Here is a 17,694-nt window from a genome sequence, read left to right on the forward strand (position 1 = left end):
GGCGCCCCGAATTTTCGGGTGCGCTGTCCGGCCCTCCCGCGTCCGGCGGTCAGGCCTCGCGTACCTCCTCCAGGCGTACGGGACGGTGCTCGGCCAGTGAAAGGGCGCAGGCCTCGGCGATCCAGCCGGCCTCGATGGCGTCGGCGACCGTGCACGGCGAGGCGGCGCGGCCCGCGACGACCTCCGTGAAGGCGGTGAGTTCGGCGCGGTAGGCGGGGGCGAAGCGGTCCATGAAGAAGTCGTGCGGCGGGCCCGCCGGGAAGGTGGCGCCCGGCTCGACGGAACGCAGCGGCAGTTTGTCCTCCAGGCCCACGGCGATGCTGTCGCGCATGCCGTGCAGTTCCAGGCGGACGTCGTAACCCCGCGCGTTGTGGCGGGAGTTGGAGACCAGGGCGATGGTGCCGTCGTCGAGGGTGAGGATCGCGGAGGCGGTGTCGACGTCACCCGCCTCGGCGATGTACTCGGCACCCCGGTTGCCGCCGGCCGCGTACACCTCGACCACCTCGCGGCCGGTGACCCAGCGCACGATGTCGAAGTCGTGCACGCTGCAGTCGCGGAAGATGCCCCCGGAGACCGCGACATACGCGGCGGGCGGCGGCGCCGGGTCCAGCGTGGTGGACCGTACGGTGTGCAGCTTGCCGAGTTCGCCGCTCACCACGGCCTTGCGGGCGGCCACACAGCCCGCGTCGAAGCGCCGGTTGTAGCCGATCTGCACCTCGACACCGCTGTCCCGGACGGTTTCCAGCACGTCGAGGCTCTCCTCGACGGTCCGCGCCACCGGCTTCTCGCAGAACACCGGGATGCCCGCCTTGACCGCGGCGAGGATGAGCGCGGGGTGCGCGTCGGTGGCGGCCGCGATGACGATGCCGTCGACCCCGGCGGCGAGCACCGCTTCGGGGGAGTCCACCGCCGTCGCCCCGAACCGCTCCACCGCCGCCGCGGTGGCCGCCGCCACCGGGTCGCTGACGACCAGGGTGTCCACCGCGTCGAGCCCGGCGAGGGTCGCCGCGTGGAAGGCGCCGATCCGGCCCAGTCCCAGGATGCCGATACGCATGAGATTGCTCCTAAAGCCAGTGAGGGTGTGCCCGCCGAGGGAGGGGCGAGAGGGGAGGGAGGGGAAGGAGAGGGGGGAGGGGAAGAGGAGGGGAGTCCGGCGAAGGACGGGGGATCAGTCGAGTCCGCCGAAGACGATCTGGTCCCAGTCGATGACCGAGCCCGTGACCACCCCGCTGCGGTCGGAGAGCAGGAAGACGACGAAGTCGGCGATCTCGTCGACCTGGCCCAGCTTGCCCATCGGCTGGGTCTTCGCCGCCTTCTCCCGCCAGTCGTCGCCCGCGCCGTGGAAGGTGCGCTGGGTCTCCTCCTCGCCCTCGGTGTCCGTCCAGCCGATGTTGAGGCCGTTGATCCGGACCCGGTCCCAGCGGTGCGCGTGGGCGGCGTTGCGGGTGAGGCCCATGAGCCCGGCCTTGGCGGCGACGTACGGGGCGAGGAAGGACTGCCCGCCGTGCGCGGAGGACGTGATGATGTTGACGACGGTGCCCGGCGCCCCGCGGTCCACCAGGTGCTGGACGGCGGCCTGCATCGCGAAGAACGGCGCGCGCAGATTGATCGCCACGTGCGCGTCGAACAGTTCCGGCGTGGTGTCCAGGAGCGTGCCGCGTGACGTCAGCCCGGCCGCGTTCACCAGGCAGTCGATCCGCCCGTGGGCGGCCACGACCTGCTCGACACTGCCGCGCGCCTGCGCGGGATCGGTCAGATCGGCCCGTACGAACGTGGCGCCGGTCTCAGCGGCGAACTTCTCGCCGAGCTCGGTGCGGCGCCCGGTGAAGGCGACCGTGGCGCCCTCGCGCAGCGCCGCGCGCACGATGCCCGCGCCGACGCCCTGGCTGCCGCCGTTGACGAGGACGACCTTGTCCTCGAGCAGTTGGTTCATGAGTGTGGTGCCGTCCTTTTCCGTTCCGGCCAGAGCTACAGCTACGGGTACGTCCACGACTTCCGGCGCGGTGACATTTCTGCCAGTCTCATGAGGCCGGGACCGTCAAGCAATCCGCAGAGAACCATCAAAAACCCCTCATTGATCTCCGCGATCACGGGACGCAGCGAAGGAAGCCATGGGACATCCGTATACGATCCGCGAGATCGCCCGGCAGGCCGGACTGAGCGAGGCGACGGTCGACCGGGTCCTCAACCATCGCGGCGGTGTGCGTGAGAGCACGGCGCGGGAGGTGCAGCAGGCCATCAAGGACCTGGACCGGCAGCGCACCCAGGTCCGCATCGGCGGCCGCACCTTCATGATCGACATCGTGATGCAGACCCCGGAGCGGTTCTCCTCGGCGGTACGCGACGCCCTGGAGGCCGAACTGCCGTCCCTGCACCCGGCGATCGTGCGCTCACGGTTCCACTTCCGTGAGACGGACCCCGCGGCGGAGCTGGTGAAGGACCTCGACAGGATCGCCGCGCGCGGTTCGCAGGGAGTGATCCTCAAGGCCCCGGAGGTTCCCGAGGTCACCGCCGCGGTCGGCCGACTGGTGACGGCCGGCATCCCGGTGGTCACGCTGGTGACGGATCTGCCCAGCAGCCCGCGGCTGGCGTACGTCGGCATCGACAACCGGGCCGCCGGAGCCACCGCCGCCTACCTGATACGCCAGTGGCTCGCCGACCGTCCTGGCCATGTGCTCGTCACGATCAGCCGGGGGTCCTTCCGCAACGAGGAGGAGCGCGAGATGGGTTTCCGCAGCGGGATGCGCGGCGGCGGGCCCCTGCGCCGACTGGTCGAGATCACGGACAGCGACGGGCTGGACTCCACCCAGCGGGCCCTGGTCCTGGCGGCTCTGGAGCGGGATCCGGAGATCAACGCCGTCTACTCCATCGGCGGCGGCAACACCGCGACCATCGACGCCTTCGCGGCGCTCGGCCGGAGGGTGCTGGCCTTCGTCGCGCACGACCTGGACCACGACAACACCCGGCTGCTGGCGGAGGGGAAGCTGTCCGCGGTGCTCCACCACGACCTGCGCCAGGACATGCGGCGCGCCTGCCAGACCATCATGCGGGCCCAGCAGGCGCTGCCGGACGAGGGTCCGTTCCTGCCGTCGGCGATCCAGGTGGTGACGCCGTACAACATGCCGCCGGGGTGAGAATCCCGCACCGGGAGGGGACGGATCCCGCATCCGCGGCGTGAGAATCCCGCATCCGCGGTGGGACGGGTCCCGCACTCGCGGGACGACGGGTCCCGCATCCACGGCGTGAGAATCCCGCATCCGCGGTGGGACGGTCCCGCACTCGGTGGGACGGTCCCGCATCCGCGGTGGGACGGTCCCGCACTCGCGGGACGACGGAGAGACGTCTACGCGGTCGGGCCCAACGGCTGTCCCGCGGGGCCGCTCTCCCGCGCGTGAGCCACGCCGCCGATGTCCGTGCCCGCCCACGTCAGCGCCGTCCAGCCCTCCTCGGGTGAGCCCTCAAGGATCACGATGTCGGTGTTGTCCAGCCGGTGTTCGGCCGCGAAGGACATGTCGACGTTGTGCGCCCGAGCCGCCGTCCATACCCGGATCGCGGCGCCGTGGCTGACCATGGCGACGCTGCCCACGCCGGTCGCCGCGGCCTCCGCGACCACCGCGTCGAACCGGCCCAGCGCCTCCTTGCCGTTCTCGCCGCCCGGCATCCGCAGCCCGGTGTCCCCGGCCACCCAGGCGAACGCCGTCGTGAAGTACGTCCTGGCCGCCTCGGTGTCCCCGCGCATCATCTCCAGGTCCCCGGCCTCCAGCTCACGAATGCCGTCCCGTACGACCATCTCGAGGCCGCGGGCGGCCGCCAGCGGGGCGGCCGTCAGCTGGGTGCGGGTCAGCGTGGAGACGTACAGCAGGTCGATGTCCACGTCCGCGAGCGTCTGGGGCAGCGCGGCGGCCTGCTTCTCACCGAGGTCGGTCAGACCCGGGCCGGGGACGGCGGTGTCCAGGAGGAACGCCACATTGGACGGGGTCTGGCCGTGGCGGATGAGGATCAGGCGCATACGGTCACCTTCTCAGACGGCGCTACGACGGACGCGGCGGCCCTGGCGGACGGGGCGGCCCTGGCGGACGGGGCGGCCCTGGCGGACGGGGCGGCCCTGGCGGTTGGGGTCGCCGTGCGGAGCAGAGCCGCCCTGCGGAGCAGAGCCGCCCTGCGGAGCAGAGCCGCCCTGCGGAGCAGAGCCGCCCCGCAGGGAACAGCAGCCCACAGGCCGAAACAGCCCACAGGCCGAAACAGCCCACAGGCCGAAACAGCCCACAGGCTGGAGCAGCCCCGTGTCCCGGCCGCCCGCCCCGTGCCTCACCCGCCGACCGTGAACCAGGTCGCCCGGGACTTCTTCCACTCGGGGTGGGTGAGGTCCTTGGCCTCCGTGCCGTCGCCGTACAGGTCGGCGGAGCCGTCGTCGGTGATCAGCTGGGCGCGGGCGCCGGGAACGGTGAGATCCGGGACATCGACGACCGACTCCCAGCCGCCCGGGTCCGAGGTGGGCAGGTCGAGCCGCTTGACCGGGGCGTGCGCCGGGTCGCCGTCCCAGGAGTAGAGGGCGTACGGGTCGGAGTTGTCGTCGGCGGCCCAGGAGCCCGCGACGATCAGGTACTGGTTCGCGGCGTTCTTGCGCAGGTCGCGCACGGAGAGGCCGCCGAGGTCCAGCTCGACCGGCGTCCCGAAGACGGCCTTGGCGCCGCTGCCGACCACCTTGTCCATGTTCGTGACGGGCACGAGGAGCGCCTTGCCGCCGGCGACCGCGGGGGCGAGCGGCGCGCGGAAGCCGAGGTACGCGGTCGTCGTCGACCCCGGCGCGAACTCCAGCCCCTCCACGTTGAACCCGTCGATCTGCTTGGGGACCTGGCCGTCGGCGGTGCCCGCCGCGAAGCCGTAGCGGTCGCCGTGGGCCTCGTCCCAGGCGACGAGGTCGTCGCGGAGCTTCCCGTACGAGCCGCCGTACGACAGCACGGTCGCCGCGCCCGAACCGCTGACCTTGGTGGTGAAGACGGTGTTGCGGGCGGACTTGTACTCGCCGTCCTTGTTGTTGCCCAGCGAACCCGTCCAGTAGATCGTGTCGCCGACGCGCGTGGCGCCCTCGATGTCGATCTCCTTCGAGACACCGATGTCCGAGCTGAAGTCCCAGGTCTTCACGGGCGCGCCCGAGGTCGAACGGTCGTACAGGCGCAGGGCGTTGGACTCGTCGTCCGCCACCACCGCATAGCCGCCCCCGACGTCCACGGCGGCGGAGGCGTCGCTGGAACCCGTGAAGTACCTGCTGTCCGCGGCCTGTTGGACGGCGGCCGACGCGGCGTAGTGCAGGGTCTTGGTGGCGGTCTTGCCGTCCACGCCGGTGACGTTCACGGTCAGGTCGGTGTAGCCCCGGCCGCGCGCGGCGACCGCGACCTGGCGGGTGGCGCCGGTGCCGGTGACCGTGACGTCGGCGGTGGTGGCCACCGAGGTCTTGCTGCTCTTGGTCACCGTGACCGTGAGCGCCCCGGCGTCCGCGCCGCTCTGTGCGACCGTCACCTTCACGACCGGATCCCCGCTCGCCCCCACCGCGCCGGACAGATAGGCCGCCGACAGCGACAGGGTCGGAGTCCCGAAACTCGCCGCTCGGGCCTGGCTTCCCAGCCCCATGACGGCGAGCGCGAGCACCCCGCCGGCAGCGGCGACCGTCCTGCGGCCACGGGGGAGAACGTAGTCCTGCACGGGGACCCTTTCGTCGGCGTGATGTCGACGAGAAGGCTCGGCCGTCCCCACCAACTGCCGACGGCCCGCACACGTCCATGGGGTGAACAAGTGCGGGCGCGGCTCACCGAGTTGGATCTGCCCCGAGTGACCGCTCCGTGACGCCCGCCAGATGGGCCATGAAGACCTCGCGCGCGTCCGGCGTCAGCGTGTGCAGGGCGATCAGAGCCGTGATGACGACGTCGCAGAGCTCGGACCGTACGTCGTCCCAGGTGTTATCTGAGGTGATCTGCATATACATGCTGGTCAGAGCTCTTCACGGTTGTCAGGCACGTGAGGCACGTTTCCCCCGGTGGCCGAAGGCCTCATCGTGCAGGGCCAGCAGGCTCGTCAGTCTGCGAGTGAATCGGTGCTGGCGCTGTCGCCGGGCCGGAGGGGCTGGCGACGCGGGCGACTGCTGCTCAGACCGTGAACCAGCGCTCGACGGCCGTCCGCAGGGCAGCCCGCTGGGCCGTGTCCGGGCGGGGTGAGCCGCATGCCCAGGCCACGTAGCCGTCGGGGCGGATCAGCAGGCCGGTGAGGTCGGCCGGGCCGCCCTGCGCGATGACGAGATCGATAGCGTCTTCAGCTTTCGCCAGTACTACTCCCAGCGACTGATCTGCAGTCAGGTCTATGAGTAACGGCCGGGCGTTCCGAGCGAGTTCGGCGAGCCGGACCTTCCTTGTCCCCGTGATCAGCTCCAGCTCCGGTGCGAAGTAGCCGACTGCGGGGTGAGGATCGGTGATGCCCATCTCGTAGCGAACGTCGGTGCCCGCGGTGAGGTCGGCGAGGTGCTGGACGACCTCCCGGTGGGTGAGCAGTTCGGTGAAGAGTTCACGCAGGGTGGTGGTGTCGCTCCCAGGTGCGGTGAGCGCGGACTGCGCCTCGGCATTGAGCACCATGCGGCGGGCGGCCTGGCGGCGCTCGATGTCGTAGGTGTCAAGCAGGCCGGGCGGGGCGGTGTCGCGCAGCGTGGCAGCGAGCTTCCATCCGAGGTTGGCGGCGTCCTGCAGGCCGAGGTTCAGCCCGGGGCCGCCGCCGGAGGTGTAGACATGGGCGGCATCGCCGACGAGAAAGACCCGGCGGTCGCGGAACCGGTCGGCGACCCGAGTGTTGCCGCCGGTCAGCCGCCGCAGGACATGCGGGCCCGGCCCGTCCGGTGGGCCGAGCGGCAAGTCGACGCCGAGGACCCGCCGGATACTCGACTCCAGTTCGGCCAGGGTCATCGGCTCGTCCGTGGCGGGCTGGTCCCACTCGGTGGTGCTGACCAGCGGCGGCTGGCCGGGGAACGGAGCGTATGAGAAGCCGCCCTGGTCGGCGCGGTGGGGCAGGAAAGGAAGGACAGGCCGGTAGCCGGGAATGGCGAGGGCGCCGTTGACCGGATCGACCCAGTCGGCCGGGACGGTGGCGTGAGCGGTGCGGTTTGTACGGCGGTCGTAGCTGACGCCGGGGAAGGCGATCCCGGAAAGCTTGCGGATCACGCTGTGGGCGCCATCTGCGCCGACCACGTATAGGGCGCGGAGCTGCTGGTCGCCGTCGGGGCCGGTGACGTCGAGGGTGACGGCGTCCTCGTCCTGGGTCACGGCGCTGACCCGGTGTCCGCGCCGAAGATCGACGCCGAGTGCGCGGGCGCGCTCCTCCAGGACCTGCACGATGCGGTGCTGCGGGGCGGCGAGGCCGAAGACCGGACTGGCGTCCAGCAGTCCGAGATTGAGGCCCATGGCGGCGAACATGAAGTAGGCAGAGTTCGGCTGCGGGGGCTCCGGGTTGCCACTGAGCGGCTCGTACAGGCCACGGTAATCGGCCAGGCGCACCACCTGGCCGAGCAGGCCGTTGGCCTTGGGTTCGGTGCTGGGCTGCGGGAGCTGCTCCAGCACGATCGGGCTGATACCGGCCAGGCTAAGTTCGCAGGCCAGCATCAGCCCGTTCGGGCCGCCTCCCACGATGATCACGTCGGCTGTCACGGTCACGTCTCCTTGGTGCGAACGGGAAAGGGTGGCACCGAGAGCCAGATGGTCGCCGCTCTCGCTATGGGACGGGCAGGCCGGCGGCGAGCTGCTCGAAGACCTGGGCCAGGACCGTGCCGAGCTGCACGGGTTCGTCGGCGCGCAGGCTGTGCTCAACGGCCACTGCGCTGCCGGCTGCGACCACGGCCGCGACCAGCTTCGGGTAGACATCGCGTTCGATGTCGGTGGCGGTGCGCAGTGCGACGGCCTTGGCCAACTCCTGCTGCGCGGCGGCGTTGGCTTTGACGATCTCACCGGCCAGTGCGGGTTCGGCCAGCATCAGCCGTACCCCCTCGCGCCAACGCTCGTTCTGCGGCGCGGAGCTGCCGGACGGTACGAACTGGTCCAGGACTGCGTAGAGAAGCGAGTCCCAGAGCGGTTCGCCGACCGGGCGGGCGAGCAGGTCGTCGGCGACCCTGAGCATTCGCTCCACGTGACTAGCGGCGATCGCCTCGGCCTTGCTCGCGAAGTAGTTGCGGAAGGTGCGGACGGAGACGTTGGCCTCGGCGGCGATTTGATCGACTGTCACATCGGCCCAACCGTGCAGGACGCAGAGCCGGATCGCCGCCTGGCTCAGCGCGACCCGGGTCTCCCGCTTCTTGCGCTCGCGGAGTCCGGGCTGCCCGGTCGTGCGGGCCTCGTCTGCAGGTGCCATGCGAGCAGCATAGGGCAAAGCTTGCCGTGACGGCAAGATTGCCAGAATGGCAAGAATTTCAGGTCGCCTGTCCGATCACGATGGCGTCGTACGCCCGCTCATCCAAGCGCCGCCAGCGGTGCTACTGGGCCGGTATGACGCCGGTGTGCTGGGCCCCGCCGGGGCGACACTCTCGCCTACCCCGAGCATGGACACCTCGATAGAGCACCCGTCGACCTGTCACGCACCCCATCAGGACGAGTCGCGGTTCTGGTCCCGCATCATGTTCCGCAGGGCTGTCCGGGCGGCAGCCAGATCGTCCTGTGCCTCGGCCAGCTCGGTCTGCAAGCTCCTTCCGTCTGCCTCGGCTTGAGCCAACTTTGCGGCGAGCTGTTGATTGCCGACCGTCAACTCCTGAATGCGGGCGACCAAGTCCTTGGTCGAGACGGCATCCACCCGCTCGCCGAGGCTGCGCTGCACAGCGGCCCTGAGCCGGTCACGTTCTTCAGTGAGTGCTCGGACCTGGGCGCGCGCGAACTCAAGGTCGGTGGTCAGGCTCGCGAGGCTGGCCACTGATCCTTCCTTGCGCTGCCGGGTCATGGCGACCGCCTGGCCCGCGCGAGCGGCTTCGATGTACTCGCGGACCCCTTCGGCGTAGACGAGCCAGTTTGAGACAGCCGCTCGCTTGGCGACTGCGAGGAACGTGATCGGGTCGCCCTCGGCCTTCATCTGGTCCACTACGGCGAGAACCTTGGCCCGCTTCTCCCGGCTGGCCTTCTGACGGGATTCAAGCAGCACCTGCGCGGGCGTGCGCGGCTCGTTGGTCATGCGACCACTTCCGGAGGACCGAATCCGGGCATGCCCAGGCTCACAGCACTCTTGGAGGCCCCAGCGCGGAGTTTTCGTAGAACCTTGCTGGCTTCCTCGACCTCGTCTCGCATTTCATCGGGCATGGAGGCCAGCTTTTCCTTCTGGCTCTCGCTGACGCCCTGGAACGCTGTGATCTGGTCGTTCAGGTTTCGGATCACGAAGTCTGCTGCCCCCATGGCGGCAGCGAGCTCGCGATCCGCCTTCAACGCACGGATGTGTTCCTCAACGGCGGGCAAGTAGGACGGATCGGGCCGATAGGAACCACAGCCGGCACACTGGAACCGGATGGGGCATGCCTTCCCGCCGGCCCTCACGTTCGTGGGTTCGATGCAGTTCCCGAACGCCACCGCCACTGACCGCATCTCGTACGCCGTGCTCGACCCCATCGGAGCAGACTTGCCGAAGCAGTCGGTGGTCAGGCTCTTGATGGTGTTGATGGCCTCCCGCTTCATCTTGATGCTCACCTTGTAGTAGGCCGCGGTGATATCAGCGGACTTGTGGTCCATCAGATCCTGGAGGACGTGCTGCGGCATGCCAGCGTCCGCGTAGCGCTGACAGAAGGAGTGGCGGAAGGCGTACGGATAGATCAGGGAGCGGTCGAAGGGCAGTGGTGTGCCGTCCGGGCCGAGCTCCTCGGAGTGGATCTCCGGGATCGAATCAGCCCACGTCCGAATGGCGCCGCCGATGTTGGCGGTGGTCAGATGGCCGGTGGCACCGTTGTCCGTGATCGCCGGGAACAGGAAGGGCAGGGCCCTTGAGGGCAGATCGAGTCGCTCTCGGACCGAGGTCCATTCCCTGATCGCGGTCACGGTTTCCCTGTCGAGGGGGAGTCGTCTCCGGAGCCTCCCCGCCTTGGTGTTGTCCCAGATCAGCTGGTACTCGCCGGCGTCGTACTCCAGGCAGCTCAGAGCGAGAGCTCCGATCTCGTTTGGGCGGCGTCCGGTGTCCCTCAGCAGCACGTAGACGGTGCGGAACATGGCCTGGATGCAGTCGGTTGACATGTTGCCGTAGGTCGTCCCGATGCCAATGAGGTCGAGCCGCTCGTCGAGTTGGGCGACTACCGACTCAGGGAGTGCCTTGCCGATGTCGTCCTCATCGGACTTGGCCCGCTTGATGCGGTGCTCGTTCGGATGGAAGACGAATCGAGGAGAGAGATCACCAAGGACGCCTTCCATACGGCCGAATTCCAGGATCTCCGTGAAGAGCTTCAGCAGTCGGGCCCGGGAGTCGTTGCTGCGGGGCGTCCCGTCCCGGCGTAGGGCCACCCTGAACTCATTGACGACGGCCGTCATGTCTGCGAAGCCCAGTGCGGCCGGGTCGGCGCCGACATCCCGGATGGCGAGGGCTTGCGAGGCGATCGTGCAGGCCAGGAGCCGGTCACGCAGTGCCGATGAACCCGGGAGTGTTGTACGAGCCCAGTGCATGGCTACTTCCCGAAGCCACGGCTGGAGGATGGGTGTGAAGTCGATCTCGCCTTCGCGCATACGGAACCCAGTCCGTGTACGTGCAGGAAGAGGGGTGTCGAGTGCGCGCAGGTCCCACACCGGTTTGGTGGTCTCGTCGACACCGCGGAACATGTCGAGTCCCCTGGCGATGTCCCGCTTGACCTCCTTGATCAGGGACTGGGTGGCGGTGCACGTGGTGTCGGCGGGCCCAGGTGTGGCGCCCACCGCAAGGGCCACGGAGGGAATACCGGCGAACAGCTTGACGATCTTCCTGATCAGAGTCGGGCGGAGGATCTGACCGCGCGTATCCCGCTTCTGGAAGGCGTACAGCAGCTCAAGGCGCGTCGTTTCCTCAAGGGGAACGAGGCTGAACTCGTTCTGGAGGAGGAACGGCACCCGTGCCTCGGTCCACTCAGCCAGGTCCTTGTTGCTGTCCCGGCCGCTTTCGCGGGCGTACGCCGCCCATAGGCTGCGGTGCTGGTGGCAGAGGTGCGTTGGAATGCTTTCCTCGCTTCGGCACCCGCGAACCGCGCAGAGCGGCAGCCCGGGAAACGGCTCCTGGGCGTTCGCCCAGGCCTCGCGCTCAGCTGCGTAACTGCCGATCCGGGCGTTGTGACCGTACGACCTGCGCACATGGTCGCGCCAGATCGAATAGTGGCTGTGGCAGAGCCGCCCCTTGATCCCGTCGCGTCCGCAAGAGGGGACACAGCAGCGCACAGGAGTCGCGTGGAACCGTCGGTTGCGCTGCGGGACGAAGGCCTGATCGAACTCCGTTGCCGTCAGTTTGGACTTGCGCCGATCGATGCTGCAGCTTCCGCAGTACGTCGGGCTCTCGGTCGGGGAGTCGCAGAGAGGATGACGGCACCGTCGCGTACCGGTGAGCTGGTTCTCCGGGTCTCCGACGAACAGCAGATGGTGAAGATGCCACTCCCCGGGCCTCCAGTTCATGTCGACGGCGTCCTGAAGCCACACCGTCCAGGATCGGAGAAGGTGATCATCGATGGGCAGAGTCCCGACGCCCGTGCCCCTCGCGAGGCCGGCCTTGCCGGTCACCGCCGTGCCGCCCTTCGCATCTCTGAGACCGCCGTCACCGCGTCACGTTTCTCCTGGTCGCTGACGTGCAGGTAGATCTCCATCGACTGCTCGCTGACATGGCCGAGGAGGTTCTGCACCACATGACGCTGCTTGCCCTGACGAATCCACCGGGTCGCGGCCGAGTGCCGGAACATGTGGGGCCGGGTGGTGAAGCCCGCCTGCTTGGCGAGCCGCGTGAACAGGTCGTACGTGGCCTGGTACTTCATCGGAGAGCCCAACGGAGCACGGAACAGGTTGACGAACGTCATGTCGCAGGACGCGGCCTCAGGCACGGCTTCCCGTTCCCACTGGTAGTCGGCGTAGAGACCGGCCAGATCGTCACTGACGGGGATCGATCGGGGCTGCCGGGACTTGGCCAGGGCACCGTTGGAGTTCTGGCGACGGCGTACATGGATGTGAGGGCCGACGGTTGGACATCCGAGCACCGCCGAATTCGACAGCAGGTGCATGTCCTCTCGTCGCAGGCCCAGGGCTTCTCCGATGCGCGCACCTGTCTCTGCCAGGAGTGATACGAGGAAACGGTCGCGAGCGTGGCGCGTGAGGTCGATGATGAGCAGGACCTGCTCATCGGTCAGGTACTCGTAGCCGGAGACCGCGACTTTGAACTTCAGCTTCCGCGCGTGGACGGTGCGGTACTGGTCGTCCTCACCTGTGTTGTAGCCGGCCGGCATGTGGTGGAGAAGCCTTGGCTCCGTCAGCAGGGCGATCAGGTCCGCAGCAACCCATCCGTGCAGGGAGCAGTGCCTGAGGAACTGGCACGAGGTGGTCATGATCGCGTTGGCGGTCTTCTTGCTGCGGTGCCGAGTCCCGGCGAGCGTCCTGTGACTCTTGGCAGGCAGCGGAACGTCAACCAGCCAGCGCAAGAACTGGGCAAGCTGCCCGATGGTGGGTGCCGACCAGCAGATGCCGAACTCCGCGCAGTAGGACAAGTACAGGGCCACCCGGCCCGCGTAGCTGCGCAGGGTGTTGACGGAAGCGTCCTCCTGGGAGGCCAGCGCGGTCAGGTAGGAGGTCGCCTCGGGGTGGACCTCATAGTCCTTGCTGACGACGATCCACGTCGTTTCCCCGTCGGAGGGCCTGATGGCCTTCTCGGCACGGTAGGCACGGGGCTCGGAACCGAGTCCGGGTAACGTCACTGAAGTCCCCCAAGATAGTTGTCTGTCACGTAGAGAACGCGCAAACGTCGCTTAGGTAACTGAACTTCAGGAATTACTAGAGATAACAGGTGTGGCTGGCACCCTTGCGCGGGTTCTGGCCGGTCGCGCCGATCACCGCCTCGGCGACCTCGCCGACCTCCTCCGACAGTTTCAGGATGCGCAGCAGCAGGCCCTCCTGGCCGCCGTGCGTGCGGTGGGCGTCCAGCCAGGAGCGCAGGCGGTCGATGGATTCCCAGACGTCGTCATCAGCCATGGGGCAAGCTTCCCGCACCGGCCGCGGGTCCCGGCCCACGCGTACCCCCGCTCCGGCGCCTACTCTTCGAACAGGGCCTCCTGCTTGCCCTCGGCCGCCTCGCGCACCCTCTTGTTCCGGGCGCCCACCACGGCCAGCGTGGCCGCCGCCGTCACGCCGAGCGCGACGGGGACCATCCAGCCGCGGTTCACGGTGTGGCCGAGCGCGTGGTCCAGCGAGAGGCGGCCGGGGCCGGCCACCGCGAGGCCCGCCGCCGTCAGGGCCAGCGACGCCGCGTACTCGTAACCGCCGTTCATCGCGAAGAACCCGTTGGGCAGATGCACCGCGGCCGCGCCCGCCATCGCCCCGGCCGCCGCCGCACCCGCCGCGGGGGTCGCGAGGCCCAGCGCCAGCAGGGTGCCCCCGCCGGCTTCGGCCAGCCCCGCCGCCGTCGCGCTCGCCTTGCCGGGCGTGTAGCCCATGGCCTCCATGGCGGTCCCGGTCCCTTCGAGGCCGCCCCCGCCGAACCAGCCGAACAGCTTTTGCGCCCCGTGCGCGGCCAGCACTCCGCCCGTGCCCAGACGGAGCAACAGCAGTCCCAGATCGCTTCGGTCGTAACAGGTCACGGTGGCTCCCAGAGCAGACGGACGGCGGCAACGGTCAACGGTCCCTCCCGTGTCTCCACCGTCGCACCGATGACGCGTGACCGACGTGTTCGGGGTGCCGTTCGGGTGGCGGGCACCGGGGACCGGTGTGAGGGTGACTCCCATGACGATTCAGGTAGCGAAACTCAGCGACCCGGCCGTCCGGGCCTTCGTCACCGCTGTGAACGCCCATGACCGTGACGCCTTCCGGGCCGTCCTCGCACCCGACGCGACCATGTCCGACGACGGTGCCGACCGCGACCTCGCCGACTGGACCGATCGGGAGATCTTCTCCTCCCGCGGCCACATGGAGGTCGACAACGAGTCGAACGGCGGCCGTTCCCTCATCGCCCGCTACAACAACGACACTTGGGGCGAGATGAAGACGAGGTGGAGCTTCACCGTCGACGACGGCGGCAGGATCACCCGCTTCGAGACCGGCCAGGCGTAGCCGGAAACGTCCGGGGGTCTTGCCTTCGCGTGCGCTCCAACTCCTAGCGTCCGCAGGCATGGAGAGCATCGGGAACAGGACGCTGGGACGGACCGGTATCGAGGTGAGCGCCCTCGGCTTCGGCTGTTGGGCCATTGGGGGCGAGTGGTCGAGTCCCGACGGGCAGCCGCTCGGCTGGGGAAAGGTCGACGACGAGGAGTCCGTACGGGCCGTCCGGCGGGCCCTCGACCTCGGCGTGACGTTCTTCGACACGGCGGACGCGTACGGGACGGGGCACAGCGAACGCGTCCTCGCGCGGGCGCTGGGCAAGCGGCGCGCGGACGTGGTCGTCGCCACCAAGTGGGGCAACGTCATCGACGAGGAGCGCCGCCTGTGCACCGGCTCCGACGACTCCCCCGCGTACGTCCGCCGTGCCCTGACCGCCTCACTGCGGCGCCTCGACACCGACCACGTCGACCTCTACCAGCTGCACCTCTCCGACGCCGACCCGGAGCGGGCCGCCCAACTTCGCGACGCCTGTGAGGAATTGGTGCGGGAGGGGCTGATCCGCTCGTACGCCTGGAGCACCGACGACCCGGCGCGAGCCGCCGTGTTCGCGCGGGGCCCGCACTGCGCGGCCGTACAGCACCGTCTCAACGTCCTTCAGGACGCGCCGGAACTCCTCGCGCTCTGCGAGGAGTCGAACCTCGCGAGCATCAACCGCAGCCCGCTCGCCATGGGGCTGCTCACCGGCGGGCAGAGCGCCGGGCGGGCACTGGAGGCCGGGGACATCCGCAGCGCGCCGCCCGCCTGGCTGCCCGGCTTCCGGCGCGACAGCGGCGCCGACCCGGACTGGCTCGCCCGGGTCGACGCCCTCAGGGACATCCTCACCAGCGGCGGCCGTACCCTCGCGCAGGGCGCCCTCGCCTGGCTGTGGGCGCGCAGCCCGCGCACCGTCCCGATCCCCGGCTTCCGCTCGGTCGCCCAGGCCGAGGAGAACGCCGGAGCGATCGCGCGAGGGCCGCTCACCGCCGCGCAGCTGGCCGAGGCCGACCGCGTGCTGGGACGGTGAGCGGCCCCGGGCCGCGCCTACTGCTGGACGTACTGCTGCTGGGACAGGGGGCGCCGGCCTCCCTGCTCGGTCAGTGTGATCTGCCCGGCCTTGATGGTCGCGAGGCGCGGCGCCCGGCGGGCGATCGACGAGTCGTGGGTGACCATGATGAAGGTCAGCCCGTACTCGTGCCACAGCCCTTCCAGCAGCCCCATGATGTCGTCGCGGGTGCCCTCGTCGAGGTTGCCGGTCGGCTCGTCCGCGAGGAGGACCTTCGGCTTCTTGACCAGCGCGCGGGCGATGGCGACACGCTGCTGCTGACCGCCCGACAGCTCGGACGGCGCATGCGTCAGCCGCTCGCCGAGACCGACCGAACGCAGCGCCTCGGCGGCCCGCTCGCGCCGCTCCGCGGGCTTCACCCCGAGCGGTACGAGCGCGGTCTCGACGTTCTCCTGCGCGGTCAGCGTCGGGATGAGGTTGAACGACTGGAAGATGATGCCGATCTTCTCGGCACGCAGCCGGGTCAGCTTGGCCTCGCTGATGGAGGCGAGGTCCACGCCGTCCAGCTCGACGCTGCCGGCGGAGGGACGGTCCAGACCGCCGATCATCTGGAGCAGGGTGGACTTGCCGCCGCCCGTGGGGCCCTGGATGACGAGCTGGTCGCCGTCCTCGATGGTGAGGTCGATGCCACGCAGCGCCTCCACCGTGTCCTTGCCCCGCGTGTAGCGCTTGGTGACGCCGGTGAGCTTGTACATGAGGTTCTCCGAAGATGAAGCAGGCGTTGAAGTGGGAGAGGAGAGAGGAGAGAGGAGAGAGAGGAGAGAGGAAGCGGTAGGGCGCGAACGGATCGCCCGAAGGGACTAGGAGACGCTGCGCAGCGCGTCCGCCGGACGCATTCGCGAGGCGCGCCAGCCGCCCATCGCACCGGCGATCAGACCGCCCGCGATGGCCAGGCCCGCGGCGAGCGCGATGGTGGTCACCGAGACCGGCGCGGAGAGCGCGATCTCCATGGTGTTCTTGACCGCCTGCCGGCCGGGACCGCCACCGCCGGGGCCGCCGCCCATGCCGCCACCGCCACCGGTGTTGCCGAGCTCCGCAGTCAGCTTCGGGCTGATCGCCGTCACCGCGTACGCCGCGCCGAGGCCGATGGCGATGCCGAGCGCGCCGCCGATCAGACCGTTCACGATGGACTCGCCGACGACCTGCCGGGTGACCTTGTGGGAGGGCCAGCCGAGCGCCTTGAGGGTGCCGAACTCACGCACCCGGCGGGACACGGCGGAGGAGGTCAGCAGCGCAGCCACCAGGAACGCGGCCACGAGCACCGCGACGGACAGCCACTTGCCGACGCTGGTCGCCAGGTTCGAGGCGGTCGACAGGGAGCCGGAGACGGTGGAGGCGAGGTCGGCGGAGGTCGTGACCGTCGTACCCGAGATGTTCTTCTGGATGGTCGCCTTGACCGTGGTGATCTGCTTGGAGTCGGTCGCCTTGACGTAGATCGTGGTGACCTTGTTCTTCGCGTCGCCCAGCGTCTGGGCCTGCTTCAGCGGCAGGTAGACGTCGGTCGTCGACTCACTGCTGTCCGGCGTCGCGATCCCGATGATCGTGTACTTGGTGCCGGAGATCTTGAAGGTCTTGCCGACGGTGTACTTGTTCTCCTTGGCGTACGACTTGCTGACCACCGCGACCTTCGCGTCGGTCTGCGCCGCCATGAAGGTCTTGCCCGAGGTGATCTTCGAGGTGGCGAGCGGGCCGAGGTCCTGGTCGGTGACGTCGACGCCCGCGACGGAGTACGAGTTCACGTCGAAGGAGGCGCCGCCGCCCTGCACCTGGGGCGCTCCCGTGCTGCCGCCGCCCTGGCCGCCGCCGGGGCCGCCCTGCTGGGAGGAGCTGCCCGACCCGGAGGACGTGGAGGACTTCGCGGTGCCCTGGGTGAAGGAGCCGTCGACCTTGGTGACGTTCAGGGTCAGCGCGCCCACGGCGCTCGCCACGCCCTTCTGTGCTGCGACCTTGGTGACGAGGGAGTAGGCCAGGGACTGCCCGCCCTGCGTCATCACGCGGTCCGAGCTCTGCTTGGTGGAGCTGTCCGACTTGGCGTTGAAGTCGAACTTCGGTCTGCCGGACGAGTTGCTCGAAGGCGCCGCCTGGGCCTTCGTCACCGTCATGTCGGTGCCGAGCCCGTACAGCGACTTCAGGACCTTGTCCTGCGCCTGCTGCATGCCGGCCGACACCGAGTTGACGGTGATGACCAGCGCGATTCCGAGCGCCAGACCCATGGCGATCACCAGGGCCGCCTTCTTGCGCCGGCTCAGCTCACGCTTGAGATAGATGCCAAACATCCCGTTCCCCAAAGGTTCTTGGCGCCCGCTGTGGGCGCGGCCACAAGCTATGGAGAAACCTTTGAGCGGGGCT

At 69.3% G+C, this 17,694-nt stretch carries 16 protein-coding genes and 1 pseudogene; 3 read left to right on the forward strand and 14 right to left on the reverse strand.

The window, feature by feature from the left end:
- Positions 1-49: 49 nt before the first annotated feature.
- Positions 50-1,054: a Gfo/Idh/MocA family oxidoreductase gene (locus ABZ656_RS15295; protein ID WP_101405478.1), complete on the reverse strand. Its 1,005-nt coding sequence runs from the start codon at positions 1,052-1,054 to the stop codon at positions 50-52.
- 114 nt (positions 1,055-1,168) lie between these two features.
- The gene (locus tag ABZ656_RS15300) at positions 1,169-1,933 is read right to left on the reverse strand and encodes an SDR family oxidoreductase (RefSeq protein WP_101405479.1); all 765 of its coding nucleotides are present in this window, start codon (positions 1,931-1,933) and stop codon (positions 1,169-1,171) included.
- Between the two features lie 178 nt (positions 1,934-2,111).
- On the opposite strand from ABZ656_RS15300, the gene ABZ656_RS15305 reads away from it, so the two are divergent.
- Complete coding sequence (locus tag ABZ656_RS15305; RefSeq protein ID WP_101405480.1) at positions 2,112-3,134, forward strand: LacI family DNA-binding transcriptional regulator; 1,023 nt, start codon at positions 2,112-2,114, stop codon at positions 3,132-3,134.
- 209 nt (positions 3,135-3,343) lie between these two features.
- Here ABZ656_RS15305 and ABZ656_RS15310 read toward each other — a convergent pair whose 3' ends face one another.
- From ABZ656_RS15310 to ABZ656_RS15355, 10 genes and pseudogenes are all read right to left on the reverse strand, one after another.
- Complete coding sequence (locus ABZ656_RS15310) at positions 3,344-4,009, reverse strand: histidine phosphatase family protein (protein ID WP_360268154.1); 666 nt, start codon at positions 4,007-4,009, stop codon at positions 3,344-3,346.
- Between the two features lie 299 nt (positions 4,010-4,308).
- Positions 4,309-5,631: a hypothetical protein gene (locus ABZ656_RS15315; RefSeq protein ID WP_360268220.1), complete on the reverse strand. Its 1,323-nt coding sequence runs from the start codon at positions 5,629-5,631 to the stop codon at positions 4,309-4,311.
- Positions 5,632-5,806: 175 nt separating this feature from the next.
- Positions 5,807-5,977 carry a hypothetical protein gene (locus tag ABZ656_RS15320; protein WP_360268226.1) on the reverse strand — a complete coding sequence of 57 codons (171 nt, stop codon included), beginning with the start codon at positions 5,975-5,977 and terminating at the stop codon, positions 5,807-5,809.
- Between the two features lie 166 nt (positions 5,978-6,143).
- Complete coding sequence (locus ABZ656_RS15325) at positions 6,144-7,685, reverse strand: FAD-dependent monooxygenase (protein ID WP_360268157.1); 1,542 nt, start codon at positions 7,683-7,685, stop codon at positions 6,144-6,146.
- Positions 7,686-7,749: 64 nt separating this feature from the next.
- On the reverse strand, positions 7,750-8,382 hold the full coding sequence (locus ABZ656_RS15330; RefSeq protein ID WP_360268160.1) for a TetR family transcriptional regulator: 633 nt from the start codon (positions 8,380-8,382) through the stop codon (positions 7,750-7,752).
- A gap of 231 nt (positions 8,383-8,613) precedes the next feature.
- Entirely contained in the window at positions 8,614-9,189 is a 576-nt protein-coding gene (locus ABZ656_RS15335; RefSeq protein WP_360268163.1) for a DUF6262 family protein, read from the reverse strand.
- Positions 9,186-10,715, reverse strand: a complete 1,530-nt coding sequence (locus tag ABZ656_RS15340) for a tyrosine-type recombinase/integrase (RefSeq protein ID WP_360268166.1) — start codon at positions 10,713-10,715, stop codon at positions 9,186-9,188. Before ABZ656_RS15340 ends, ABZ656_RS15335 begins: the two co-directional genes overlap by 4 nt.
- Before the next feature lie 1,010 nt (positions 10,716-11,725).
- Positions 11,726-12,907 carry a tyrosine-type recombinase/integrase gene (locus ABZ656_RS15345; RefSeq protein ID WP_360268169.1) on the reverse strand — a complete coding sequence of 394 codons (1,182 nt, stop codon included), beginning with the start codon at positions 12,905-12,907 and terminating at the stop codon, positions 11,726-11,728.
- 88 nt (positions 12,908-12,995) lie between these two features.
- Positions 12,996-13,181 (reverse strand): annotated as a pseudogene (locus ABZ656_RS15350) (MazG-like family protein); the annotation flags it as partial.
- Between the two features lie 59 nt (positions 13,182-13,240).
- A complete protein-coding gene (locus tag ABZ656_RS15355; protein ID WP_101405484.1) occupies positions 13,241-13,786 on the reverse strand; it encodes a DoxX family membrane protein in 546 nt (181 codons plus the stop codon).
- A 142-nt stretch (positions 13,787-13,928) separates the two neighbouring features.
- Here ABZ656_RS15355 and ABZ656_RS15360 point away from each other — a divergent pair, with 142 nt between their 5' ends.
- Entirely contained in the window at positions 13,929-14,255 is a 327-nt protein-coding gene (locus ABZ656_RS15360) for a nuclear transport factor 2 family protein (protein WP_360268172.1), read from the forward strand.
- A gap of 58 nt (positions 14,256-14,313) precedes the next feature.
- Entirely contained in the window at positions 14,314-15,306 is a 993-nt protein-coding gene (locus tag ABZ656_RS15365) for an aldo/keto reductase (protein WP_101405486.1), read from the forward strand.
- A 17-nt stretch (positions 15,307-15,323) separates the two neighbouring features.
- Here ABZ656_RS15365 and ABZ656_RS15370 read toward each other — a convergent pair whose 3' ends face one another.
- Positions 15,324-16,040: an ABC transporter ATP-binding protein gene (locus ABZ656_RS15370; protein WP_101405487.1), complete on the reverse strand. Its 717-nt coding sequence runs from the start codon at positions 16,038-16,040 to the stop codon at positions 15,324-15,326.
- Positions 16,041-16,145: 105 nt separating this feature from the next.
- A complete protein-coding gene (locus ABZ656_RS15375) occupies positions 16,146-17,621 on the reverse strand; it encodes an FtsX-like permease family protein (RefSeq protein WP_360268177.1) in 1,476 nt (491 codons plus the stop codon).
- Positions 17,622-17,694: the final 73 nt, after the last annotated feature.

This window comes from Streptomyces sp. NPDC007095, assembly GCF_040634475.1.
GTDB lineage: Bacteria > Actinomycetota > Actinomycetes > Streptomycetales > Streptomycetaceae > Streptomyces.